This is a genomic window from Streptomyces sp. NBC_01089 (assembly GCF_045162975.1).
GTDB lineage: Bacteria > Actinomycetota > Actinomycetes > Streptomycetales > Streptomycetaceae > Streptomyces.
This window is the reverse complement of the sequence record NZ_CP108660.1, coordinates 7,474,015-7,491,264: the sequence shown is the minus strand read 5'-3', so window position 1 is coordinate 7,491,264 and position 17,250 is coordinate 7,474,015. Positions and strand designations below refer to the sequence as shown.

Below are 17,250 nucleotides of genomic sequence, written 5' to 3'. Positions count from 1 at the left end.
ACCCCGGAGTACTCACAGCCCCCGGGCATCGGTCAGGGGGAAGGGCGAGGAGAGGGAAGGAGAGGAAGAGGAAGGGGAGCGCTCTACTCCGCTGACATCAGCTGGAGTTTGTCAGGGTTACGCACGATGTAGATCTCGGCGATCCGCCCGTCCTTGACCTCCGCCTGCACCACGGAGTCCACCGCGCCGCCCAGGAGCACCACGATCGCCGGTGCCCCGTTGAGCTCCCTGATCCGGAACTCGGCGCCCGCGGCTCCCCGCTCGGCGACTCCGGCCAGGAAGCGGCCCACCTTGTCCGCGCCCTCGATGACACGCAGCGGCGCCTGAGACTTGCCCCCGCTGTCCGCCACCAGGCGCACGCCTGGCGTGAGCAGCGCCAGCAGTTCGTCCAGGCTTCCGCCCGAGGCCGCCGCGAGGAACCGTTCGGTGAGATCACGGCGTTCGGCCGGATCGACGTCGTACCTCGGCTTGCGCTCCTCCACATGGCGCCTGGCCCGCCCGGCGAGCTGACGCACCGCCGCCTCGCCGCGTTCGAGCACCACGGCGATCTCCGCGTACGGGAAGCCGAAAGCCTCCCGCAGCACGAACACCGCACGCTCCAGCGGCGAGAGTGACTCCAGCACCACGAGGACGGCGAACGACACGGAGTCGGCGAGCACCGCCCGCTCCGCCGTGTCCGGCACGGCCGAGCCGAAGTCCGTGGCGAGCGGCTCCGGGAGCCACGGGCCCACATACGCCTCGCGCCGCGACTGCACATGCCGGAGCCGGTCGAGGGCGAGCCTGGTGGTGATACGCACGAGGAAGGCGCGCGGTTCGCGTACGTCCCCGCGGTCGGCCGCCGACCAGCGGAGCCATGCCTCCTGGACGACGTCCTCGGCATCGGCCACCCGGCCGAGCATGCGGTACGCCACACCGGTCAGCACGGAGCGGTGTTCTTCGAAGAGGTCGGTCGCGGTGTCGGTGGCCACGCGCCCATCCCAGCCGACCGGCCCCTCCGTGTCCAGAAAGAATCGCCGGAAGAATCCGGATCCACCGCGCGCCGGCCCCACCGTCGGGCGACCGCCATTTCGCGCCATCCCCTTGAAGTGCAAGCTACTCAAGGGTAATTGTTACTGACGCAACGTCTAAGTGCCGGTTCCTGCTCTCAGGGACCCCCACCCCAGGGAGCAGCAGCATGACCGCCCAGGTCTCCTTCACCATCGCCACCCCGACGGGACAGAAGCCGGTCACGGTCGCGTACGAGCGCACCGGATCGGGCGCCCCGCTCCTGCTGCTGCACGGCATCGGCCACCACCGGCAGGCGTGGGACCCGGTCGTGCACATCCTGGCCGCCGAACGCGAGGTGATCAGCGTGGACCTGCCCGGGTTCGGCGCATCGCCCGCACTGCCCGAAGGGGTGCCGTACGACCTCGGGTCGGTCGTTCCCGTACTCGGCGCGATGTGCGAGGCGCTGGGTGTCGAACGGCCCCATGTCGCGGGGAACTCACTCGGCGGCCTGCTCGCCCTTGAGCTGGGCAGCCGGAGCCTCGTGCGGTCGGTCACCGCGCTCTCACCGGCCGGGTTCTGGACGCAGGCCGAGCGGCGCTACGCGTTCTCGACACTGGCGGCGATGCGGCACGGCGCCCGGCTGCTGCCGCTCCCGGTGGTCGAGCGGCTGTCCCGCTCGGCGGCCGGGCGGGCGGCACTCACCGGCACCATCTACGCCCGGCCGGGCCGCCGTTCACCGGAGGCCGTCGTCTCCGAGACCCTGGCGCTGCGCACCGCGACCGGCTTCGACGCGACGCTGGCCGCCGGGCGGGACGTGCTGTTCACCTCCGAGGTGAGCGCCGTGCCCGTCACCGTGGCCTGGGGCACGAAGGACCGTATCCTGCTCCGCCGTCAGGGGGTCAGGGCCAAGCGGACCATCCCCGGCGCCCGGCTGGTACGGCTGCCCGGCTGCGGCCATGTCCCGATGAACGACGACCCGGCCCTGGTGGCACGCGTCATCCTCGACACCAGCCGCTGACCGGGGCCCCCGCTGACCTAGGATCACACCCCGCCGCCAGGGCACTGTCCGGGCGATCCCGCCGTCGACCAGCCGCCGCCGGCCAGAGGCACGTTCCTGGACCGGATGGCCCGGGCCGGTGTCGCCGTGCGTCCGATGTCCGACTACGGAACCGTCCGGCCTCAGGGCGGCGTCGTACGTCTGGTGCCCGGATACGCGCATCTGGCGCCGCCGGAAATCGAGCGCGGTGTCCGGCTGTTGGCAGGAACCAATTGAGGCCCTTATCGGTTCACTTGGGGTGAGGGGGTACGTTCAATGGCAGCTGCATCACCATGGGGCACCAGAGGGGGCGTTTCGCGTCTTTTCCGGCGGGAAAAGGTTCTCAATCAACCAAAATCACACTTAACCCATCAGTCACAGAGTGTTCGTGATCAGGCAACACCGCTCGGTCACAGTGAGGCCATGACCGATGTGAATCCCGCGAAGAGCGTCCGCCGCCCGCACCACTGGCGCCGGGAGCTCATCGAGCTGGCCGCCCTGTTCACCGCCGTGGCTCTCGCCGATGCCGTGGCCAATCTCGTCGCGCACGGGCCCGACGGGCCCTTTCTCCTGGTCGCGGCCGCCGTGTCGCTCGCCGGTACGGTCGCGTTCCACCTCTGGTGGGCCCAGCGCCACAGCCACGCGCCACCGTCCGGGCGAGCCGGGCAGCCTGAACGGTCCGGGCCATCCCGGCGGTCCGGCGCGAGCGACACTGCCGCGCCGTCCGCCCTTCCCGCCTCACCCGGCGGCAAGCACGCGCCCAGCGGCGACCACAGCGACAGCGACAGCGACAGCGACAGCGACAGCGAAGCCAACGGGCTGGCGCGGTCCGAGACCGTGCTGTGGCGGATGCGTACGACCGTACGGGACGAGCCAGGCAGCCTGGCCGTGCTGTGCACGGCGCTGGCCCGGCAGCGGGTCGACATCCTGACGCTCCAGACCCACCCACTCGCCGACGGCACGGTCGACGAGTTCCTGCTGCGCGCCCCCGCCACCCTCCAGTCCCGGCAGCTCGGCCACGAGGTCTCGGCGGCCGGCGGGCACGACACCTGGATCGAGCGCGCCGACACCCACGACCTGGTCGACACACCGACCCACGTCCTGGGCCTCGCCACCCGCACCGCCCTGGACCCCGCCGAACTCCCCCTGGCACTGCGCCGGCTGCTCGGCCGCTGCACCATCCACTCGCTCCCCGCAGTGGCGGTCAGCGGCGCGCCCACCGACGCGTCCACGCCCGCGGAGGGCGTGCTGGAGGAGCGGCTGATGCGGCTGCGCGACCCGTCAGGCGGCACGATCACCGTCGAGCGGCCCCATCTGCCGTTCACCCCGACGGAGTTCGCCCGCGCCCGGGCGCTCATCGAGCTCGACGCCCGCCTGGGCCCCCGGATGCCGCACCGGCAGGACGTCTTCACGCTCCCCGAGGGCAACGAGATCACCGTGCGCCGGGCCGGGCCCGACGACGCGCAGGCCGCCAGGGCGATGCACGACCGGTGCACCGACCGGACCCTGGGCCTGCGCTACCACGGCCCCGTCGGCGACGCCGACCGCTACCTCGGCCATCTGCTGAGCCCGCGCTTCGGCCGCACCCTCGCCGTGCAGACCGCTTCGGGGCGCATCGTCGGCCTCGGCCACCTCCTGTGGGACGGTGACGAGACCGAGGTCGCACTGCTCGTCGAGGATGCCTGGCAGCGCCGCGGCATCGGCTCCGAGCTGCTCGGCCGGCTGGTCGGGCTCGCGGAGGAGGCCGGGTGCGAGAGCGTGTACGCGGTGACGCAGGCGTCCAACACCGGGATGGTGGCGGCGATGCGCGGCCTCGGTCTGCCCCTCGACTACCAGATCGAGGAGGGCACCCTGGTCATCACCGCGCGGCTGGCGACGAGTCCCGCCCACTCCGGTCCCGCGCACGATCTGCCGTAGAGCCTTGCTCATGAGCAGAGCTTTTCCCGTGAACTGCCGTACGGGCCGGGCGAGCTGAGCGGTCACTGAGCGCACCGTCCAGGTCGTCCCAGAGATCGTCCACATCCTCGAGCCCCACCGACATCCGCAGCAGCCGCTCGCTCACGCCGGCTGACCGCCGGTCTCCCTCGGCCACGATGCGGTGGCTGATGGAGGCGGGGTGCTGGATGAGGGTGTCGACGCTGCCGAGGCTCACAGCCGGGGTGATCAGCCGTACGTCGGCGATCACCCGGTGCGGATCGCCGTGCACCTCGAAGGCCACCATGGCGCCGCCCAGCTTCGGATAGTGCACCACCGAGACCCTGGGGTCGGCGGTGAGCCGGCGGGCCAGTTCGGCGGCCGTCGCCGCCGCGGCCCGCATCCTGACGGGCAGGGTCGACAGACCACGCAGCAGCAGATAGCCCGACAGCGGGTGCAGGACACCGCCCGTCGCGAACCGCAGCTGCCGCAGCCCCCGCGCGAACTCCTCGTCGCAGGCCACCACACCGGCCAGCACATCGCCGTGCCCGCCCAGATACTTCGTGGCGCTGTGCAGCACGATCCGCGCCCCGTGCTCCAGCGGCCGCTGCAGGACCGGTGTCGCGAAGGTGCTGTCCACGAGCAGCGGCACCGCACCGCAGGAGTGCGCCAGCGCGCGGATGTCAATCTCGGCGAGGGTCGGGTTGGCCGGGGTCTCGACCATCACCAGACCGGTGTCCGGCCGGATCGCGTCGGCGACACCCGCCGGGTCCGTCCAGGTCACCTCGGTGCCGAGCAGCCCAGCGGTGAGCAGGTGGTCGCTGCACCCGTACAGCGGGCGGACCGCGACGACATGCCGCAGCCCCTGGCTCGCCCGCGCGAGCAGCACAGCGCTGAGCGCCGCCATACCGCTGGCGAAGGCCACCGCGCTCTCGGCCCCCTCAAGGCGGGCGAGGGCCGTCTCGAAGCGTGCGGTGGTCGGGTTGTCGAGCCTGGCGTAGACCGGCGGCCCCTGCGGTCGGGCGCCGGTGGCGGCGAACTCGTCGATCCTGGCCGCCTCCTGCCTGCTGTCGTACGAGGGGTACGTCGTCGACAGATCGATCGGGACGGCGTGCAGGCCGAGACCGGCGAGGTCTTCGCGTCCGGCGTGCACCGCTTCGGTGGCCAGGGCCCTGGATGTGGTCGAGGCATCGGATTCCATACCGGAACTCTGAACAGCTGCCGGGCAGTTCGGGCTGCGGCCCGTGTTACGTTCGGGCGATGGCCGAATCCGTCGTACTCGACCCGGTGGATCTGCATCTGCTCCGCCTCCTGCAGAACGATGCCCGGACCACCTACCGGGAGCTGGCAGCGGAGGTCGGGGTCGCCGCCTCGACCTGTCTCGACCGGGTGGCCAGGCTGCGCCGCTCCGGGGTGGTGCTGGGCCACCAGCTGCGGCTCGACCCGGCGAAACTGGGGCGCGGCCTCGAAGCGCTGCTCTCGGTGCAGGTACGTCCGCACCGCAGGGAGCTGGTCGGTCCTTTCGTGGAGCGGATCCGGGGGCTGCCCGAGTCGCGGGCGCTCTTCCATCTGGCGGGGCCCGACGACTATCTGGTGCATGTGGCGGTGGCGGACACCGCCGACCTGCAGCGTCTGGTCCTTGACGAGTTCACCGCGCACCGCGAAGTGGCCCGGGTGGAGACCCGGCTGATCTTCCAGCAGTGGGACTGCGGCCCGCTGCTGCCCCCGGGGTGACGAGCCCGGGGAGCGCGCGCCGGGGAGATGGCGCGGAACTCCCCGCCGTACGAAGATGTCCGCATGTCACAGACTCTCAACAGCCCCCTGCCCCGTCAGGTAGCCGACGCGTACGTCGACTCCCTGATCGCACTCGACCCGATCACCGGCACCTATCTCGGCGTGCGCGAGAGCTCCCGTGGCCTGCCCGACTTCTCCCCCGCCGGGCAGGCCGCACTCGCCGCGCTCGCGCGGGCCACCCTGGCCGAACTCGACGCCGCCGAGCGCCGTCCGGGCGGGGACAGCGACGTCGAGCGGCGGTGCGGCAGGCTGCTGCGCGAGCGGCTCAACGCCGAACTGGCCGTCCATGAGGCCGATGAGGCGCTGCGGGCCGTCAGCAACATCCACTCGCCGGCCCACGCCGTGCGTGAGGTCTTCACGGTGACGCCGGCGGAGACCGACGAGGACTGGGCCGCGGTGGCCGAGCGCCTCAGCGGTGTGCCCGCGGCGCTCGACGGGTACCGCACGTCCTTGGCTCTCGGCCTCGAACGGGGACTGCTCGGCGGCCCCCGCCCCACCGAGACCTTCATCGGCCAGCTCACCGAGTGGGCGGGCTCCGGTGCGGAAGGCACCGGCTGGTTCGACGAGTTCGCCGCGGCGGGCCCGGACTCGCTGCGCGAGGAGCTGGACTCGGCGGCCCGTTCGGCCACGGCGGCGGTGGCCTCGCTGCGGGACTGGATGCGCGATGTCTACGCCCCCGCGGTCGAGGACGCGCCGGACACGGTGGGCCGCGAGCGGTACGCCCGCTGGTCGCGCTACTTCAACGGCACCGACCTGGATCTGGACGAGGCGTACGCGTACGGCTGGTCCGAATACCACCGGCTGCTCGCCGAGATGAAGACCGAGGCCGGGAAGATCCTGCCGGGCGCGGGCCCCTGGGAGGCGCTGGCCCACCTGGACGAGCACGGCACGCACATCGAGGGCGTGGACGAGGTCCAGAAGTGGCTCCAGGGGCTGATGACCGAGGCGATGGACGCGCTCGACGGCACCCACTTCGAACTCGCCGAGCGGGTACGGAAGGTCGAGTCCCGGATCGCCCCGCCCGGCGGCGCCGCCGCCCCGTACTACACACCTCCGTCGGAGGACTTCTCCCGCCCGGGGTGTACGTGGCTGCCGACCATGGGCGAGACCCGCTTCCCGGTGTACGACCTGGTCTCCACCTGGTACCACGAGGGGGTGCCCGGACACCATCTCCAGCTGGCGCAGTGGGTGCACGTCTCGGACCAGCTCTCCCGCTACCAGGCGAGCGTCGGCATGGTCAGCGCCAACGCGGAGGGCTGGGCGCTCTACGCAGAGCGTCTGATGGACGAGCTGGGCTTCCTGCCGGACGCCGAGCGCAGGCTCGGCTATCTGGACGCGCAGATGATGCGCGCCTGCCGGGTGATCGTGGACATCGGCATGCATCTGGAGCTGGAGATCCCGGCCGATTCGCCGTTCCACCCGGGCGAGCGCTGGACGCCGGAGCTGGCGCAGGAGTTCTTCGGGAACCACAGCGGGCGGCCCGCCGACTTCGTGGAGAGCGAGCTCATCCGCTATCTGTCGATGCCGGGCCAGGCCATCGGGTACAAGCTGGGCGAGCGCGCCTGGCTGCTGGGCCGGGAGAACGCCCGTAAGGCGCACGGGGATTCCTTCGACGCCAAGTCCTGGCACATGGCGGCGCTGTCGCAGGGATCGCTGGGGCTGGACGATCTGGTGGACGAGATCTCGAAGCTGTAGGGGCGGGGCGGATGTGCCGGCGCGGGATCCGGCACGGCACGGCGGCCGTCACACGGCCGCCGTGCGACCTCCGCCGACACCAGGAGCTGAGCGGCCCGGCCGCCCGCTGGGGCCGGGCCGGCTCAGCGGGCGGCTCCTGCCGCGTGGTGGCGGACCGCCGAGCCGCTCTGCTCCTTGACGATCTCCAGCTGGGCGGGGATCCTCCGGCGCAGATCACCGACGTGGCTGACGATGCCGACGCTGCGGTCCCGTTCGCGCAGGGAGTCCAGCACGTCGAGCACATCGTCCAGTGTCTGGTCGTCCAGGCTGCCGAAGCCCTCGTCGATGAAGAGGGTGTCGAGACGGGTGCCGCCCGCTTCGTCGGTGACCACATCGGCCAGGCCCAGTGCGAGGGCCAGCGAAGCGAAGAAGGTCTCGCCGCCGGAGAGCGTCGCGGTGTCGCGCTCACGCCCCGTCCAGGAGTCCAGGACGTGCAGTCCGAGCCCGGAGCGGCCCCGGCCGCCCGCCCTGGCGTCGGAGTGGACGAGGGTGTAGCGCCCGGCCGACATCGTCTGCAGCCGGGCGGTGGCCGCCGCGGCGACCTGTTCCAGCCTGGCGGCCAGGACGTACGACTCCAGACGCATCTTCCGTTCGTTGTCGGCCGATGTGCCGGCGGTGAGCGTGGCGAGGCGGGCCACCCTGTCGTACTCGGCGCGCAGCGGCCCGAGGCCGGTCAGCTCGTCCGCGGCCTGCCGGGAGAGCCGCTGGAGCGCGGTGCGGCGCTTGGCCGCGGCATCCAGTACCGATGACGCGTCGAGGAAGGCGCGCTCGGCGGTGTCGAACTCCGCACGGGCGCCGTCCGGATCGGCCGGCGGGCGGGCGGCCGCGGTGGCCGCGTCCTGCTCGGCGAGGCGCTCGGCGACGGCTGCCTCCTCGGCCTGCCAGGCGTCGAGACGCTGCTGCAGGCGGCGCTGTTCGCTGTCGTCCGTCAGTTCCGCGGCGGCTGCCTGCGGGGTGTCGAACCCGGCCCTGAACGCGGCGTCGGCGAGCCGGTCGTCGGTCTCCTTGAGCCGCTGGGCTGTGGTGTCGACCGCGCGTACGGCGTCGGCCGCCCGGTCCAGGAAGCTCATCCGGTGTTCGAGGAGTGCGGCGTGTTCGGCGACGCTCGCGGCGCCGCCGCGCGCCAGGACCAGCTCTTCCTCGATCGCGGACTGCTCCCGCTCCAGCGCCTCGCGCTGCGAGGTGCGGGCGGCGGAGCGGCGCTCGGCCTGCTGCTGTGCCGTGGTGCGCTCGGTGTGTTCGCGCTCGGCCCGGGTGCGCTCCTCGCGGGCGGCGTGCATTCCGGTGGCCGTACGGTGCGCCTCGGCGTGGTCGCGCCGCAACTGCTCGACCAGGTCGGCGAGTTCGGCGGTGGTGGCGCTGCCCGCCCCCGCCCGTGCTTCCGCGACCGCCTCACGTACGGCGCCGAGGGCGCGCTCCGCTTCGGCGCGGTCCGCTTCGGCCCGGGTGTACGTCTCGTACGCCGCCTCCTCCGCCGCCCGGTCCACATGGCCCGCCCCCGGTCTGGCGGGCGCCGGGTGGTCGGCCGCGCCGCACACCGCGCACGGCTCGCCGTCCCGCAGTGCGGCGGCCAGCTCGGCCGCGACACCGCGCAGGCGGCGCTCCCGCAGGTCGAGCCAGGTCTCGTGTGCGGCGTTCGCCTGTTCGCGGGCGGCGGTCAGCCGGGCATCGGCCGCCGCCGCTTCGGTGGCGAGCCGGTCCCTGGTGCGCGCGGCGGCCAGCCGGTGGCGGGCCGGTTCGAGCTGTCCTGCCAGGTGCTCGGCGCGGGTCGCGGCTTCCTGTGCGGCCTCGATTCGGTCCTGGCAGCGGCGCAGGACGGTGTCCCAGTCGGCCAGCCAGGCGGCCGCCTCGCGGATCAGCTCGTCGTCGGCGTGTGCCTGGCGGTCCAGTCCGGCGCGCTCCGCCGTGATCTCCGCGCTGCGCCGCTCGGCCCGGCGCGCCGCGTCCAGTGCGCCGAGGTCCTGCCGGAGCCTGCCTTCGACGGCGGCGAGCTGTTCGGCGCCCGCGTCGGCCAGCTCCGCGGGCAGTTCACGGCGGGCGCGCTCCTGGGCGCCTACGGCCGCGCGGTGGTGCCTGGCCGCTTCGTCGCGCTGTGCCAGCGCGTCGGCGACCCGCTCGGCCCGGCGCGCCCGGTCCAGCCTGGCGCGCACCTGATCGCGCTCGGTCCTGCGGTCCGCCAGCTCGTCGGCTCGGCGGCGTGTCTGCTCGAACCGCTCCTGCAGCCTGGCCAGTTCGCGCTGGTCGTCGAGGGCGGCCCTCGCCGCCGCCTGCCGGCTCTCCGCGGCGGCGAGGGCCGCCCCGGCGATGTCGAGGCGTTCCAGGGCTCCGGCGCGCGCCACCGCGGCCCACTCGAGTACGGCCTCGGCGAGGCCCGGTTCGCCGGGCCGGTCACCGGGCAGCGGCCAGTCGTCGGCGGCCGCGCCGGCGGCCTCCGCCATCCGGTGCGCGAGGGTCAGCAGCCGTTCGTCACCGGCGAGCACCTGGGTCTCGGCGGCGCGGCGCAGTACGGCGAGGCGCTCCTCGACGGCGGCGAAACGCCGGGTGTCGAAGAGCCGGCCGAGCAGCTTTCCGCGCGCCTCGGCGTCCGCCCGCAGAAAACGGGCGAAGTCGCCCTGGGGCAGCAGCACCACCTGGCAGAACTGCTCCCGGCTCATCCCCAGGAGCTGGGTGATCTCCTCGCCGATCTCCTGGTGGGACTTGCTCAGCGACCGCCAGCCGCCGGTCGCCCGGTCGTACTCGCGCAGTCTGCTCTGTGCCTTCTCGGTGACGAAACCCTCGCCGCGTTTCTTGGGGCGCGGCTGGGCGGGCAGCCGGGTGACCTCCAGGCGGCGGTCGCCGACGCTCAGCTCCAGCGAGACCTCGGTGGGCTCGTCCACCGGAGCGTGGTCGCTGCGCAGGCCGGCCCCGGGGCTCTGCCGTGCGCCGGGTACCGCCCCGTAGAGCGCGTAGCACACGGCGTCGAGCACCGATGTCTTGCCCGCGCCGGTGGGGCCGTGGAGGAGGAAGAGCCCGGCTTCGGAGAGGGAGTCGAAGTCGACCTCCTGGCGGGCGGCGAAGGGGCCGAACGCGGTGAAGCGCAGGGTGTGCAGCCTCATCGCGCCACCTCGTTCGCCCCGTCGTCGACCCGGACGTCGTCGATGGCCGAGGAGAGGACCCCGCGCTCGGCGGCGTCGGGCCCGGCTCCGCCCCGTACATGCGCCACGAAGTCCTCCGCGATCTGCTGGTCGGTGCGTCCCTGGAGGCGCTGCGCGTAGGAGGCGAGCGGGTCGCCGGTGGTCCGGTCGGGCTCGAAGACGAGGCTGAGGGTGTGCGGGAAGCGGGCGCTCAGCCGGGCCATCGGCTCGGTGGGCCGCACCGGGTCGGTGAGTGTGGCCTCCACCCAGGAATCCTCGTGCCGTTCCAGCGCCGGATCCTCCAGGAGTGTGTCGATGCGGCCCCGGATCCTGGCGAGCCGCCTGGGTACGGGGCAGTCGATCCGTTCGGCGGAGATGTCCCCGGCGGGGCCGAGGTCGATCAGCCACATCGTCTTGCGGTGGGCGGCCTCGGAGAAGGAGTAGGCGAGCGGGGAGCCCGAGTAGCGGACCCGCTCGGTGAGTGTCTGGCTGCCGTGCAGATGGCCGAGCGCCACGTAGTCGACGCCGTCGAAGACTCCGGCCGGTACGGCGGACACCCCGCCCACGGTGATGTCGCGCTCGCTGTCGCTGGGCTCTCCCCCGGCGACGAAGGCGTGGGCCAGGACCACGGAACGGGTGCCGGACGCCCGGCCACGGAGATCCGCGCGCACCCGGTCCATCGCGGCGGACAGCACGGCCTCATGACCGGTCCTGGCCGCCTGCAGCTCGTCGCGTACCAGCGCCGGTTCCAGGTACGGCAGCCCGTAGAGCGCCACGTCACCGTGCCGGTCGGTGAGGACCACGGGGGTGGCGCAGCCCGCCGGATCGGTCCGCAGATGTATCCCGGCCAGCCGGATGAGACCCGCGCCGACTCCGAGTCTGCGGGCCGAGTCGTGGTTGCCCGAGATCATCACCGTCGCGACGCCCGCTTCGGCGAGCCGGTGCAGCGCCCGGTCGAAGAGCTCCACCGCGGCGAGTGGGGGGACCGCACGGTCGTAGACGTCCCCCGCGACCAGGACCGCGTCCACCTCACGCTCGCGCACGGTCGCCACCAGGTGGTCGAGGTACGCGGCCTGGGCGTCGAGGAGTCCGACGCGGTGGAAGGAGCGGCCCAGGTGCCAGTCCGATGTGTGCAGGAGCCTCACCGCTCCGCTCCGACCTGCATGTTTCCCCTCACCCTTGCTCCGCCCCCGGTTCGGCACCCGATCGGTGCCCGGCCCCGCCCGCGGGACCCGCCTGCGCCGGGTCCGGCCTGCGCCCGGTCCGTCACACGGCCCTCAGTCTGCCATCGGTGCCGGGGGCGGTGCGGCCACGCCCTCCGCCGGTCAGGACCGGGGGCGTCCCGTTGGCCCGAGGGGCCGGTTACGTCAGGGGGCCGGTCGCGTCACGGTGTCCGGGCAGCGTTCCGTCACGGGGCCGGTGCCGTCACCGTGGCCGGGCGGCGGTCCTGGCTGCCGTCGGTGTGGTCCTGACTGCCGTCAGTGGTCCGGGCGGAGCACGACCCTGCGGCCGTGCAGCCCGCCGGCCTCCATCCGGCGGTGGGTCTCGGCGGCGGCACTCAACGGAAGGGTCTCGGTGAGACGGGGCCGCAGCCGGGCCTGGCTGAGGAATCTGTTGACGGCGACGGCGGCCTCCGCCAGCTCCGCCGCGGTGGCGTGGGAGATCACGAACCCGATGACCGAGCAGTCCTTCATGTAGAGCTGCCCGGCCGGCAGCACGGGCCTGGTCCCGGCCCCCGCCAGCAGCACGATCCTGCCGCGGCGCGCCAGGAGGTCGACGGCGTTGGTGAGATCGTTCTCACCCGCGGTGTCGAGGTAGAGGTCCACGCCCTGGGGGGTGGCGGCCCGGATCTCCCCGAACAGGTCCGGGTCCCGGTAGTCGAGCACGACTGAAGCGCCGAGCGAGCGGCAATAGTCGGCGTCCCGCAGGGCCGCCGTGGCGACGACCCTGGCGCCCGCCTGGACCGCCATGACCACCAGCGCGCTTCCGACGTTTCCCGCGGCGCCGGCGATGACGACCGTCTCACCGGCGCGGATCCTGCCGTGGGTGAACAGCGCGAGAAAGGCCGTCGCCGCCGGGTGCACCACGGCCACCGCCTCGTACGGGTCGACGGCTTCGGGCAGATGGTAGAGCCGGTCGGCCGACACGACGACCTGCTCGGCGGCGGCTCCCTGCCGGCCCCCGTGGCCCAGGCTGTTGCTCCACACCAGGTCGCCCACATCGAAGCCGGGCGCTCCCGGACCGGTCGCGGCGAGCCCCGAGACCCTGCCGACCACGTCCCGGCCGATCACGAACGGGAAGTCGACGGGGGTACGGAAGAGTCCCGACCTGACAAAGGTGTCCACGGGGTTGACGGTGGTGGCGAGCAGGTCGATGAGTACGTCGGTGGGGCCCGGCCGGGGCGTCGGCAGCTCGCCGTAGCGGATGACGTCCGGTGTACCGAGCTGCTCTATGAAGGCGGCACGCATGACTCCGGATCCTGGCACAGCGGCCGCGGACCGCCGCGAAACGGGTCCGATGTCCGTCAACTCGGCCCGGTCACAGGTCAACGCCACCGCCCTGCCACCTGACCCGCCGGACAGTCCTAGGCTGCCGCTGTGGAACTGACGACAGCTGACATCGCGCCCGGACAGCCCGCCATGCGCACCGACGTGGGCCCGCTGCTGCGGACCTTGCGTCCGGGGCTCACCGAAGCGGCGTTCCTGGCCTTCGCCGCGGAGGCCCACCGGCAGGGTCTGGTCTTCACCGCCGCCTATGCACCGGACGGCCGCTGTGTGGGGGTGGCGACACACCGGACGCTGGCGACGAGCCGGGGCCGGCTGCTGTTCGTCGACGACCTGGTCACCGATGCCCGGATGCGGTCGGGCGGCATCGGAAGTCTGCTGATGGAAGAGCTGGAGACGCGGGCCCGAGGCGCCGGCTGCACCAGGATCGAACTCGACTCAGGGGTGACCAATCACGGGGCGCACCGCTTCTACCACGCCCGCCGTATGGTGATCTCGGCCCACCACTTCGCCCGGGAGATCGCCCCGGACATCACCCCGGTCATCGCCCCGGAATGACGGCACAGGACAGCTCACGGCGGGACGACTTGACGGACCCGCAGCCCGAGCTTTGACCTGTGCCGCGGGGCGTCTGCAAGCTTCCCGGCATGGACCGAAGCATGAGTGAAGAATCCCCGCTCTTCGAACTCCGCACCCACGTAAAGGTTTCCGCCGCCCCCGACGATGTGTATGCAGTCGTCAGTGATCTGCCCCGCAGCGGCGAATGGAGCTCCGAATGCCTCGGGGGCGAATGGATATCCGGTGAACCGGCCACGGTAGGAGCCGTTTTCAGCGGTGAGAACCTGCGCGACGAAAAGGTCGTCGCCTGGGCGCCGGTCGTCAGGGGAAAGTGGACGACGCAGTCCGAGATCGTGGCGGCGGAGCCCGGTCACACGTTCCGCTGGGCCATGCGCGACACCTCGGGGAACAGGCAGGAGAGCGTCTGGGGGTTCGACATCGAGCCCGCGGACGGCGGTTGCACGCTCACCCACCATTTCCGTATGGACAAGGCCACCGAGGGAATCCGCGGCATCGTGGCGGAGATGGACGAGCAGCAGAAACGGCGCTTCTTCACCGAATGGGGCGCCAAGGTGGAGAGCGATATGACGGCCACTCTGAGCCGCGTCAAGGCTGTCATCGACAAGGGCTGATCCGGCTCCGCACCGACCTCCTGCACCCTCCGGCCGACAGCGGTGTCCACCATGCGGCGGCCGGATTCCTCCGTCCACCGACGAGAGCTTGGCGGCATGCTTCTACAGCGCACAGGAAATCACGGATTCCGGCTGGGAACGCTTTTCGAGCGGGCAGCGGCCCGGCATCCGGCGAATATCCTGATTCTCGATCACGAACTCGACATCTCGCCCTCGACCGGCCTGCGGACGACCGTGGCCGAAGTGGCCGACATCGTCGACGACTTCGCCTCACGGCTCTGGGCGGCGCGGGTTCGCCCCGGCCAGAAGGTGGTCGTCCACAAGTCCGACGGATTCGACATCATCCTGCTCGCCTGCGCGGTGGCGCGCATCGGCGCCGTACCCGTCCTGCTGTCCCCGATGCTGGACGGCACGACGGTCGCGGAACTGGTACGCAGGGTGGGCAGGCCCTTTCTGGTGACCGACCAGGAGAAGCTCTCCAAGGAGCTGCCCGACACGGTTTTCGAGCTGACCGAGCGGGTCCTGCTCACCCGTGGCAGCCACGACGGCGCCACATCCCTTGCCTCGCTGGCGGGGGCCGCCCGGGTCGCCCCGGTGGCCCTGCCTCCCGGGCGTCCGGCGCTCATCACACACACGTCGGGGACCACCGGTACGCCGAAACTCGCCGTCCACACCGGCCACAGCCTCCAGGCCAGGTACCGGCCCCAGGCACTCGCCGTCGCACCCATCCTGGTCGGGCGCGAGACGATCGCACTGCATGTGTCGTTCGTGCACTCCCGGCTCTTCACCGCGCTCGCCATCTCGCTGCTGCGCGGGTTCCCGATCGTCGTACTCGCCGACTCCGACGTGAAGCGGGTCGGTGACCTCTTCGCCCGGCTGCGCCCCGGCGTACTGGAGGCGCACCCCAACTCCTTCATGGAGTGGGAGGAGCTGGCGGACGATCCGCGTGGACCACTGGCGAACGTCAAACTCTTCAGCAGTACCTTCGACGCCATCCACCCCCGCACCGTGCACCGGCTGCTGCGGGCGACCAAGCGCCGGGCCCCGGTCTTCGGCCAGCTGTACGGCCAGAGCGAGGTGGGCCCGGCCGTGGTGCGCGCGTTCACCCGGCGCCGGGCGCCCGAGGCGGACGGGCGCTGTGTCGGGATGCCGTTCCCCGGGATGACGGAGGTCCGCGTCGTCAGCCGTGACGGCCGGGCTCCTTCGGAGGCCAACCCCGGCTATATCGAGGTGCGCAGCGACGGCCGCATCGTGACGTATCTCGGTGAGCACGACCGCTATGAGCAGCAGGTGTCCGACGGCGGCTGGTGGCGGATGGGCGATGTGGGCTACCGCACGAAGTGGGGGTGCGTCCATCTCCTCGACCGGGAGGTCGACTTGATCGAGGGGTTCGGCAGCACCCTGGCCGCCGAGGACACCCTGCTGGGCAGGCTGGCGGAGCTGAACGAGGTGGTGATCGTGCGCGGTGCGGACGGCACGGCTGTGCCCGTCGTCTGCACCAAGGACGACAAGCCGCTGGACGCCGCCGCGTGGGCGGCCGCGACGGCCGGCCTGCCGCCGATGGCCGCACCCGTGCACCAGCGTCTGGGCGACCTGCCGCAGACTGCCACCACCAAGATCAAGAGGCTGGAGCTCGCACGGCTCCTGACGGCCGAGGGCGGGCGCCCGTGAGTGCGTACGGAGGGACCGGGGTGGCGAGAACCGGGGTGGCGAGGACCGTGGTCGTCGGGGGCGGCATCGGCGGACTGGCCGCAGCCCTCGCCGTCGCCCAGCAGGGCCACCAGGTGGTGGTACTCGAACGGGCCGACCGTTTCGCCGAGATCGGTGCCGGTGTCCAGCTGGCGCCGAACGGGCTGCACGCGCTCGACCGCCTCGGTCTCGGCGACGCGGTCCGGGAGACCGCCGTACGGATGGAAGCGCTGCGGTTCATGGACGGGGTCTCCGGCGAGCACGTGGCGAGCATGCCCCTCACCGGCCCGTACCAGCGCCGCTTCGGCAATCCGTACGTCGTCGTGCACCGCGCCGAACTGCACGGCGTGCTGCTGGACGCGTGCCGCCGGCACCGTGCGGTCGAACTGCGCAGCGGCAGCGGCGTGGCCGGTTACGAGCAGGACGCGGTGAGCGCCACGGTGGTGCTCGACGACGGCCGCCGGGTCGGCGGGGACGGTGTGATCGGCGCCGACGGCATCCACTCGGCGCTGCGCGGGCAACTCGTCGGCGACGGCGCGCCGGTCGTGTCCGGGCTCACCGTCTACCGGGCCGTCATCGAGATGTCCCGGGTGCCCGACGAGCTCCGCTCCCCCACCGTCACCTGGTGGGCGGGGCCCGGCTGCCACTTCGTGCACTACCCCATCGCGGGCGGGAAGTACCTGAATCTCGCCGCGAGCCGTGACGACGGCGCGACGGAGGCGTTCGCCGGGATCCCGGCGACACGGGAGCGTGTCCGCCGCGAGTTCGAGGCCCTGGGCGACATCCCGCACCGCCTGCTCGAACTGGGCGACGACTGGAGGTCCTGGGTGCTGGTGGACCGCGATCCGGTGCGCCGCTGGACGGACGGGCGGGTGGCTCTGCTGGGGGACGCGGCCCATCCGATGCTGCACTACGCGGCCCAGGGCGCCTGCCAGGCGCTGGAGGACGCCGTGCTGCTCGGGAGCGCGGTGGGCGGTCCCGCCGGGGAGCTGCCCGCGCGGTTCGACGCGTACAACGCCGAACGGCGCGACCGGACCGCGCAGATCCAGGATCTCGCCCGCCGGAGCACACGGTTGTGGCATCCCGCGGGCCGGGCGGCCGAGGAGAGGAACGCGATGCTGTCGTCCCTGTCGGCGACCGAGTTGCACGATCATGTGGCCTGGATGCACGGCGCCCGCGACTTCGGTTCGGCGGATGCCCTGCCAGGATCGGGTCACGCCGTGCGCGCGCCCCAGCAGGCGGGCGCATGACGACGCCGTGTCCCGCGTCCCTGATCACCACCGGCCATC

At 72.5% G+C, this 17,250-nt stretch carries 13 protein-coding genes; 8 read left to right on the top strand and 5 right to left on the bottom strand.

The window, feature by feature from the left end:
* Positions 1-83: 83 nt before the first annotated feature.
* The gene (locus tag OG510_RS33680; protein WP_406141805.1) at positions 84-968 is read right to left on the bottom strand and encodes an RNA polymerase sigma-70 factor; all 885 of its coding nucleotides are present in this window, start codon (positions 966-968) and stop codon (positions 84-86) included.
* Positions 969-1,174: 206 nt separating this feature from the next.
* Here OG510_RS33680 and OG510_RS33675 point away from each other — a divergent pair, with 206 nt between their 5' ends.
* Together OG510_RS33675 and OG510_RS33670 are read left to right on the top strand one after the other, a co-directional pair.
* The gene (locus OG510_RS33675; RefSeq protein ID WP_406141804.1) at positions 1,175-2,005 is read left to right on the top strand and encodes an alpha/beta fold hydrolase; all 831 of its coding nucleotides are present in this window, start codon (positions 1,175-1,177) and stop codon (positions 2,003-2,005) included.
* Positions 2,006-2,446: 441 nt separating this feature from the next.
* On the top strand, positions 2,447-3,940 hold the full coding sequence (locus OG510_RS33670; RefSeq protein ID WP_406141802.1) for a GNAT family N-acetyltransferase: 1,494 nt from the start codon (positions 2,447-2,449) through the stop codon (positions 3,938-3,940).
* Here the strand turns inward: OG510_RS33670 and OG510_RS33665 are convergent.
* Positions 3,882-5,138: a trans-sulfuration enzyme family protein gene (locus tag OG510_RS33665; RefSeq protein ID WP_406141800.1), complete on the bottom strand. Its 1,257-nt coding sequence runs from the start codon at positions 5,136-5,138 to the stop codon at positions 3,882-3,884. The two genes, OG510_RS33670 and OG510_RS33665, sit on opposite strands and share 59 nt — an antisense overlap.
* Before the next feature lie 59 nt (positions 5,139-5,197).
* Here OG510_RS33665 and OG510_RS33660 point away from each other — a divergent pair, with 59 nt between their 5' ends.
* A complete protein-coding gene (locus OG510_RS33660; RefSeq protein WP_164265070.1) occupies positions 5,198-5,671 on the top strand; it encodes an Lrp/AsnC family transcriptional regulator in 474 nt (157 codons plus the stop codon).
* A 63-nt stretch (positions 5,672-5,734) separates the two neighbouring features.
* Positions 5,735-7,426: a DUF885 domain-containing protein gene (locus OG510_RS33655; protein ID WP_406141798.1), complete on the top strand. Its 1,692-nt coding sequence runs from the start codon at positions 5,735-5,737 to the stop codon at positions 7,424-7,426.
* A gap of 122 nt (positions 7,427-7,548) precedes the next feature.
* Here the strand turns inward: OG510_RS33655 and OG510_RS33650 are convergent, their stop codons facing one another.
* The 3 genes from OG510_RS33650 to OG510_RS33640 form a co-directional block, all read right to left on the bottom strand.
* The gene (locus OG510_RS33650; RefSeq protein ID WP_406141796.1) at positions 7,549-10,560 is read right to left on the bottom strand and encodes an AAA family ATPase; all 3,012 of its coding nucleotides are present in this window, start codon (positions 10,558-10,560) and stop codon (positions 7,549-7,551) included.
* The gene (locus OG510_RS33645) at positions 10,557-11,723 is read right to left on the bottom strand and encodes an exonuclease SbcCD subunit D (protein ID WP_406141794.1); all 1,167 of its coding nucleotides are present in this window, start codon (positions 11,721-11,723) and stop codon (positions 10,557-10,559) included. Before OG510_RS33645 ends, OG510_RS33650 begins: the two co-directional genes overlap by 4 nt.
* A gap of 333 nt (positions 11,724-12,056) precedes the next feature.
* A complete protein-coding gene (locus OG510_RS33640; protein WP_406141792.1) occupies positions 12,057-13,046 on the bottom strand; it encodes an NADPH:quinone reductase in 990 nt (329 codons plus the stop codon).
* A 129-nt stretch (positions 13,047-13,175) separates the two neighbouring features.
* On the opposite strand from OG510_RS33640, the gene OG510_RS33635 reads away from it, so the two are divergent.
* The 4 genes from OG510_RS33635 to OG510_RS33620 all read left to right on the top strand — a co-directional run bounded on the left by OG510_RS33635 (position 13,176) and on the right by OG510_RS33620 (position 17,211).
* Positions 13,176-13,640 (top strand): GNAT family N-acetyltransferase, encoded by a 465-nt coding sequence (locus OG510_RS33635; RefSeq protein ID WP_406141791.1) that lies wholly within the window; start codon positions 13,176-13,178, stop codon positions 13,638-13,640.
* Between the two features lie 101 nt (positions 13,641-13,741).
* Positions 13,742-14,272 carry an SRPBCC family protein gene (locus OG510_RS33630; RefSeq protein ID WP_406141789.1) on the top strand — a complete coding sequence of 177 codons (531 nt, stop codon included), beginning with the start codon at positions 13,742-13,744 and terminating at the stop codon, positions 14,270-14,272.
* Between the two features lie 96 nt (positions 14,273-14,368).
* The gene (locus OG510_RS33625) at positions 14,369-15,943 is read left to right on the top strand and encodes an AMP-binding protein (protein WP_406141788.1); all 1,575 of its coding nucleotides are present in this window, start codon (positions 14,369-14,371) and stop codon (positions 15,941-15,943) included.
* Positions 15,944-15,978: 35 nt separating this feature from the next.
* The gene (locus tag OG510_RS33620) at positions 15,979-17,211 is read left to right on the top strand and encodes an FAD-dependent monooxygenase (protein WP_406142692.1); all 1,233 of its coding nucleotides are present in this window, start codon (positions 15,979-15,981) and stop codon (positions 17,209-17,211) included.
* Positions 17,212-17,250 lie beyond the last annotated feature (39 nt).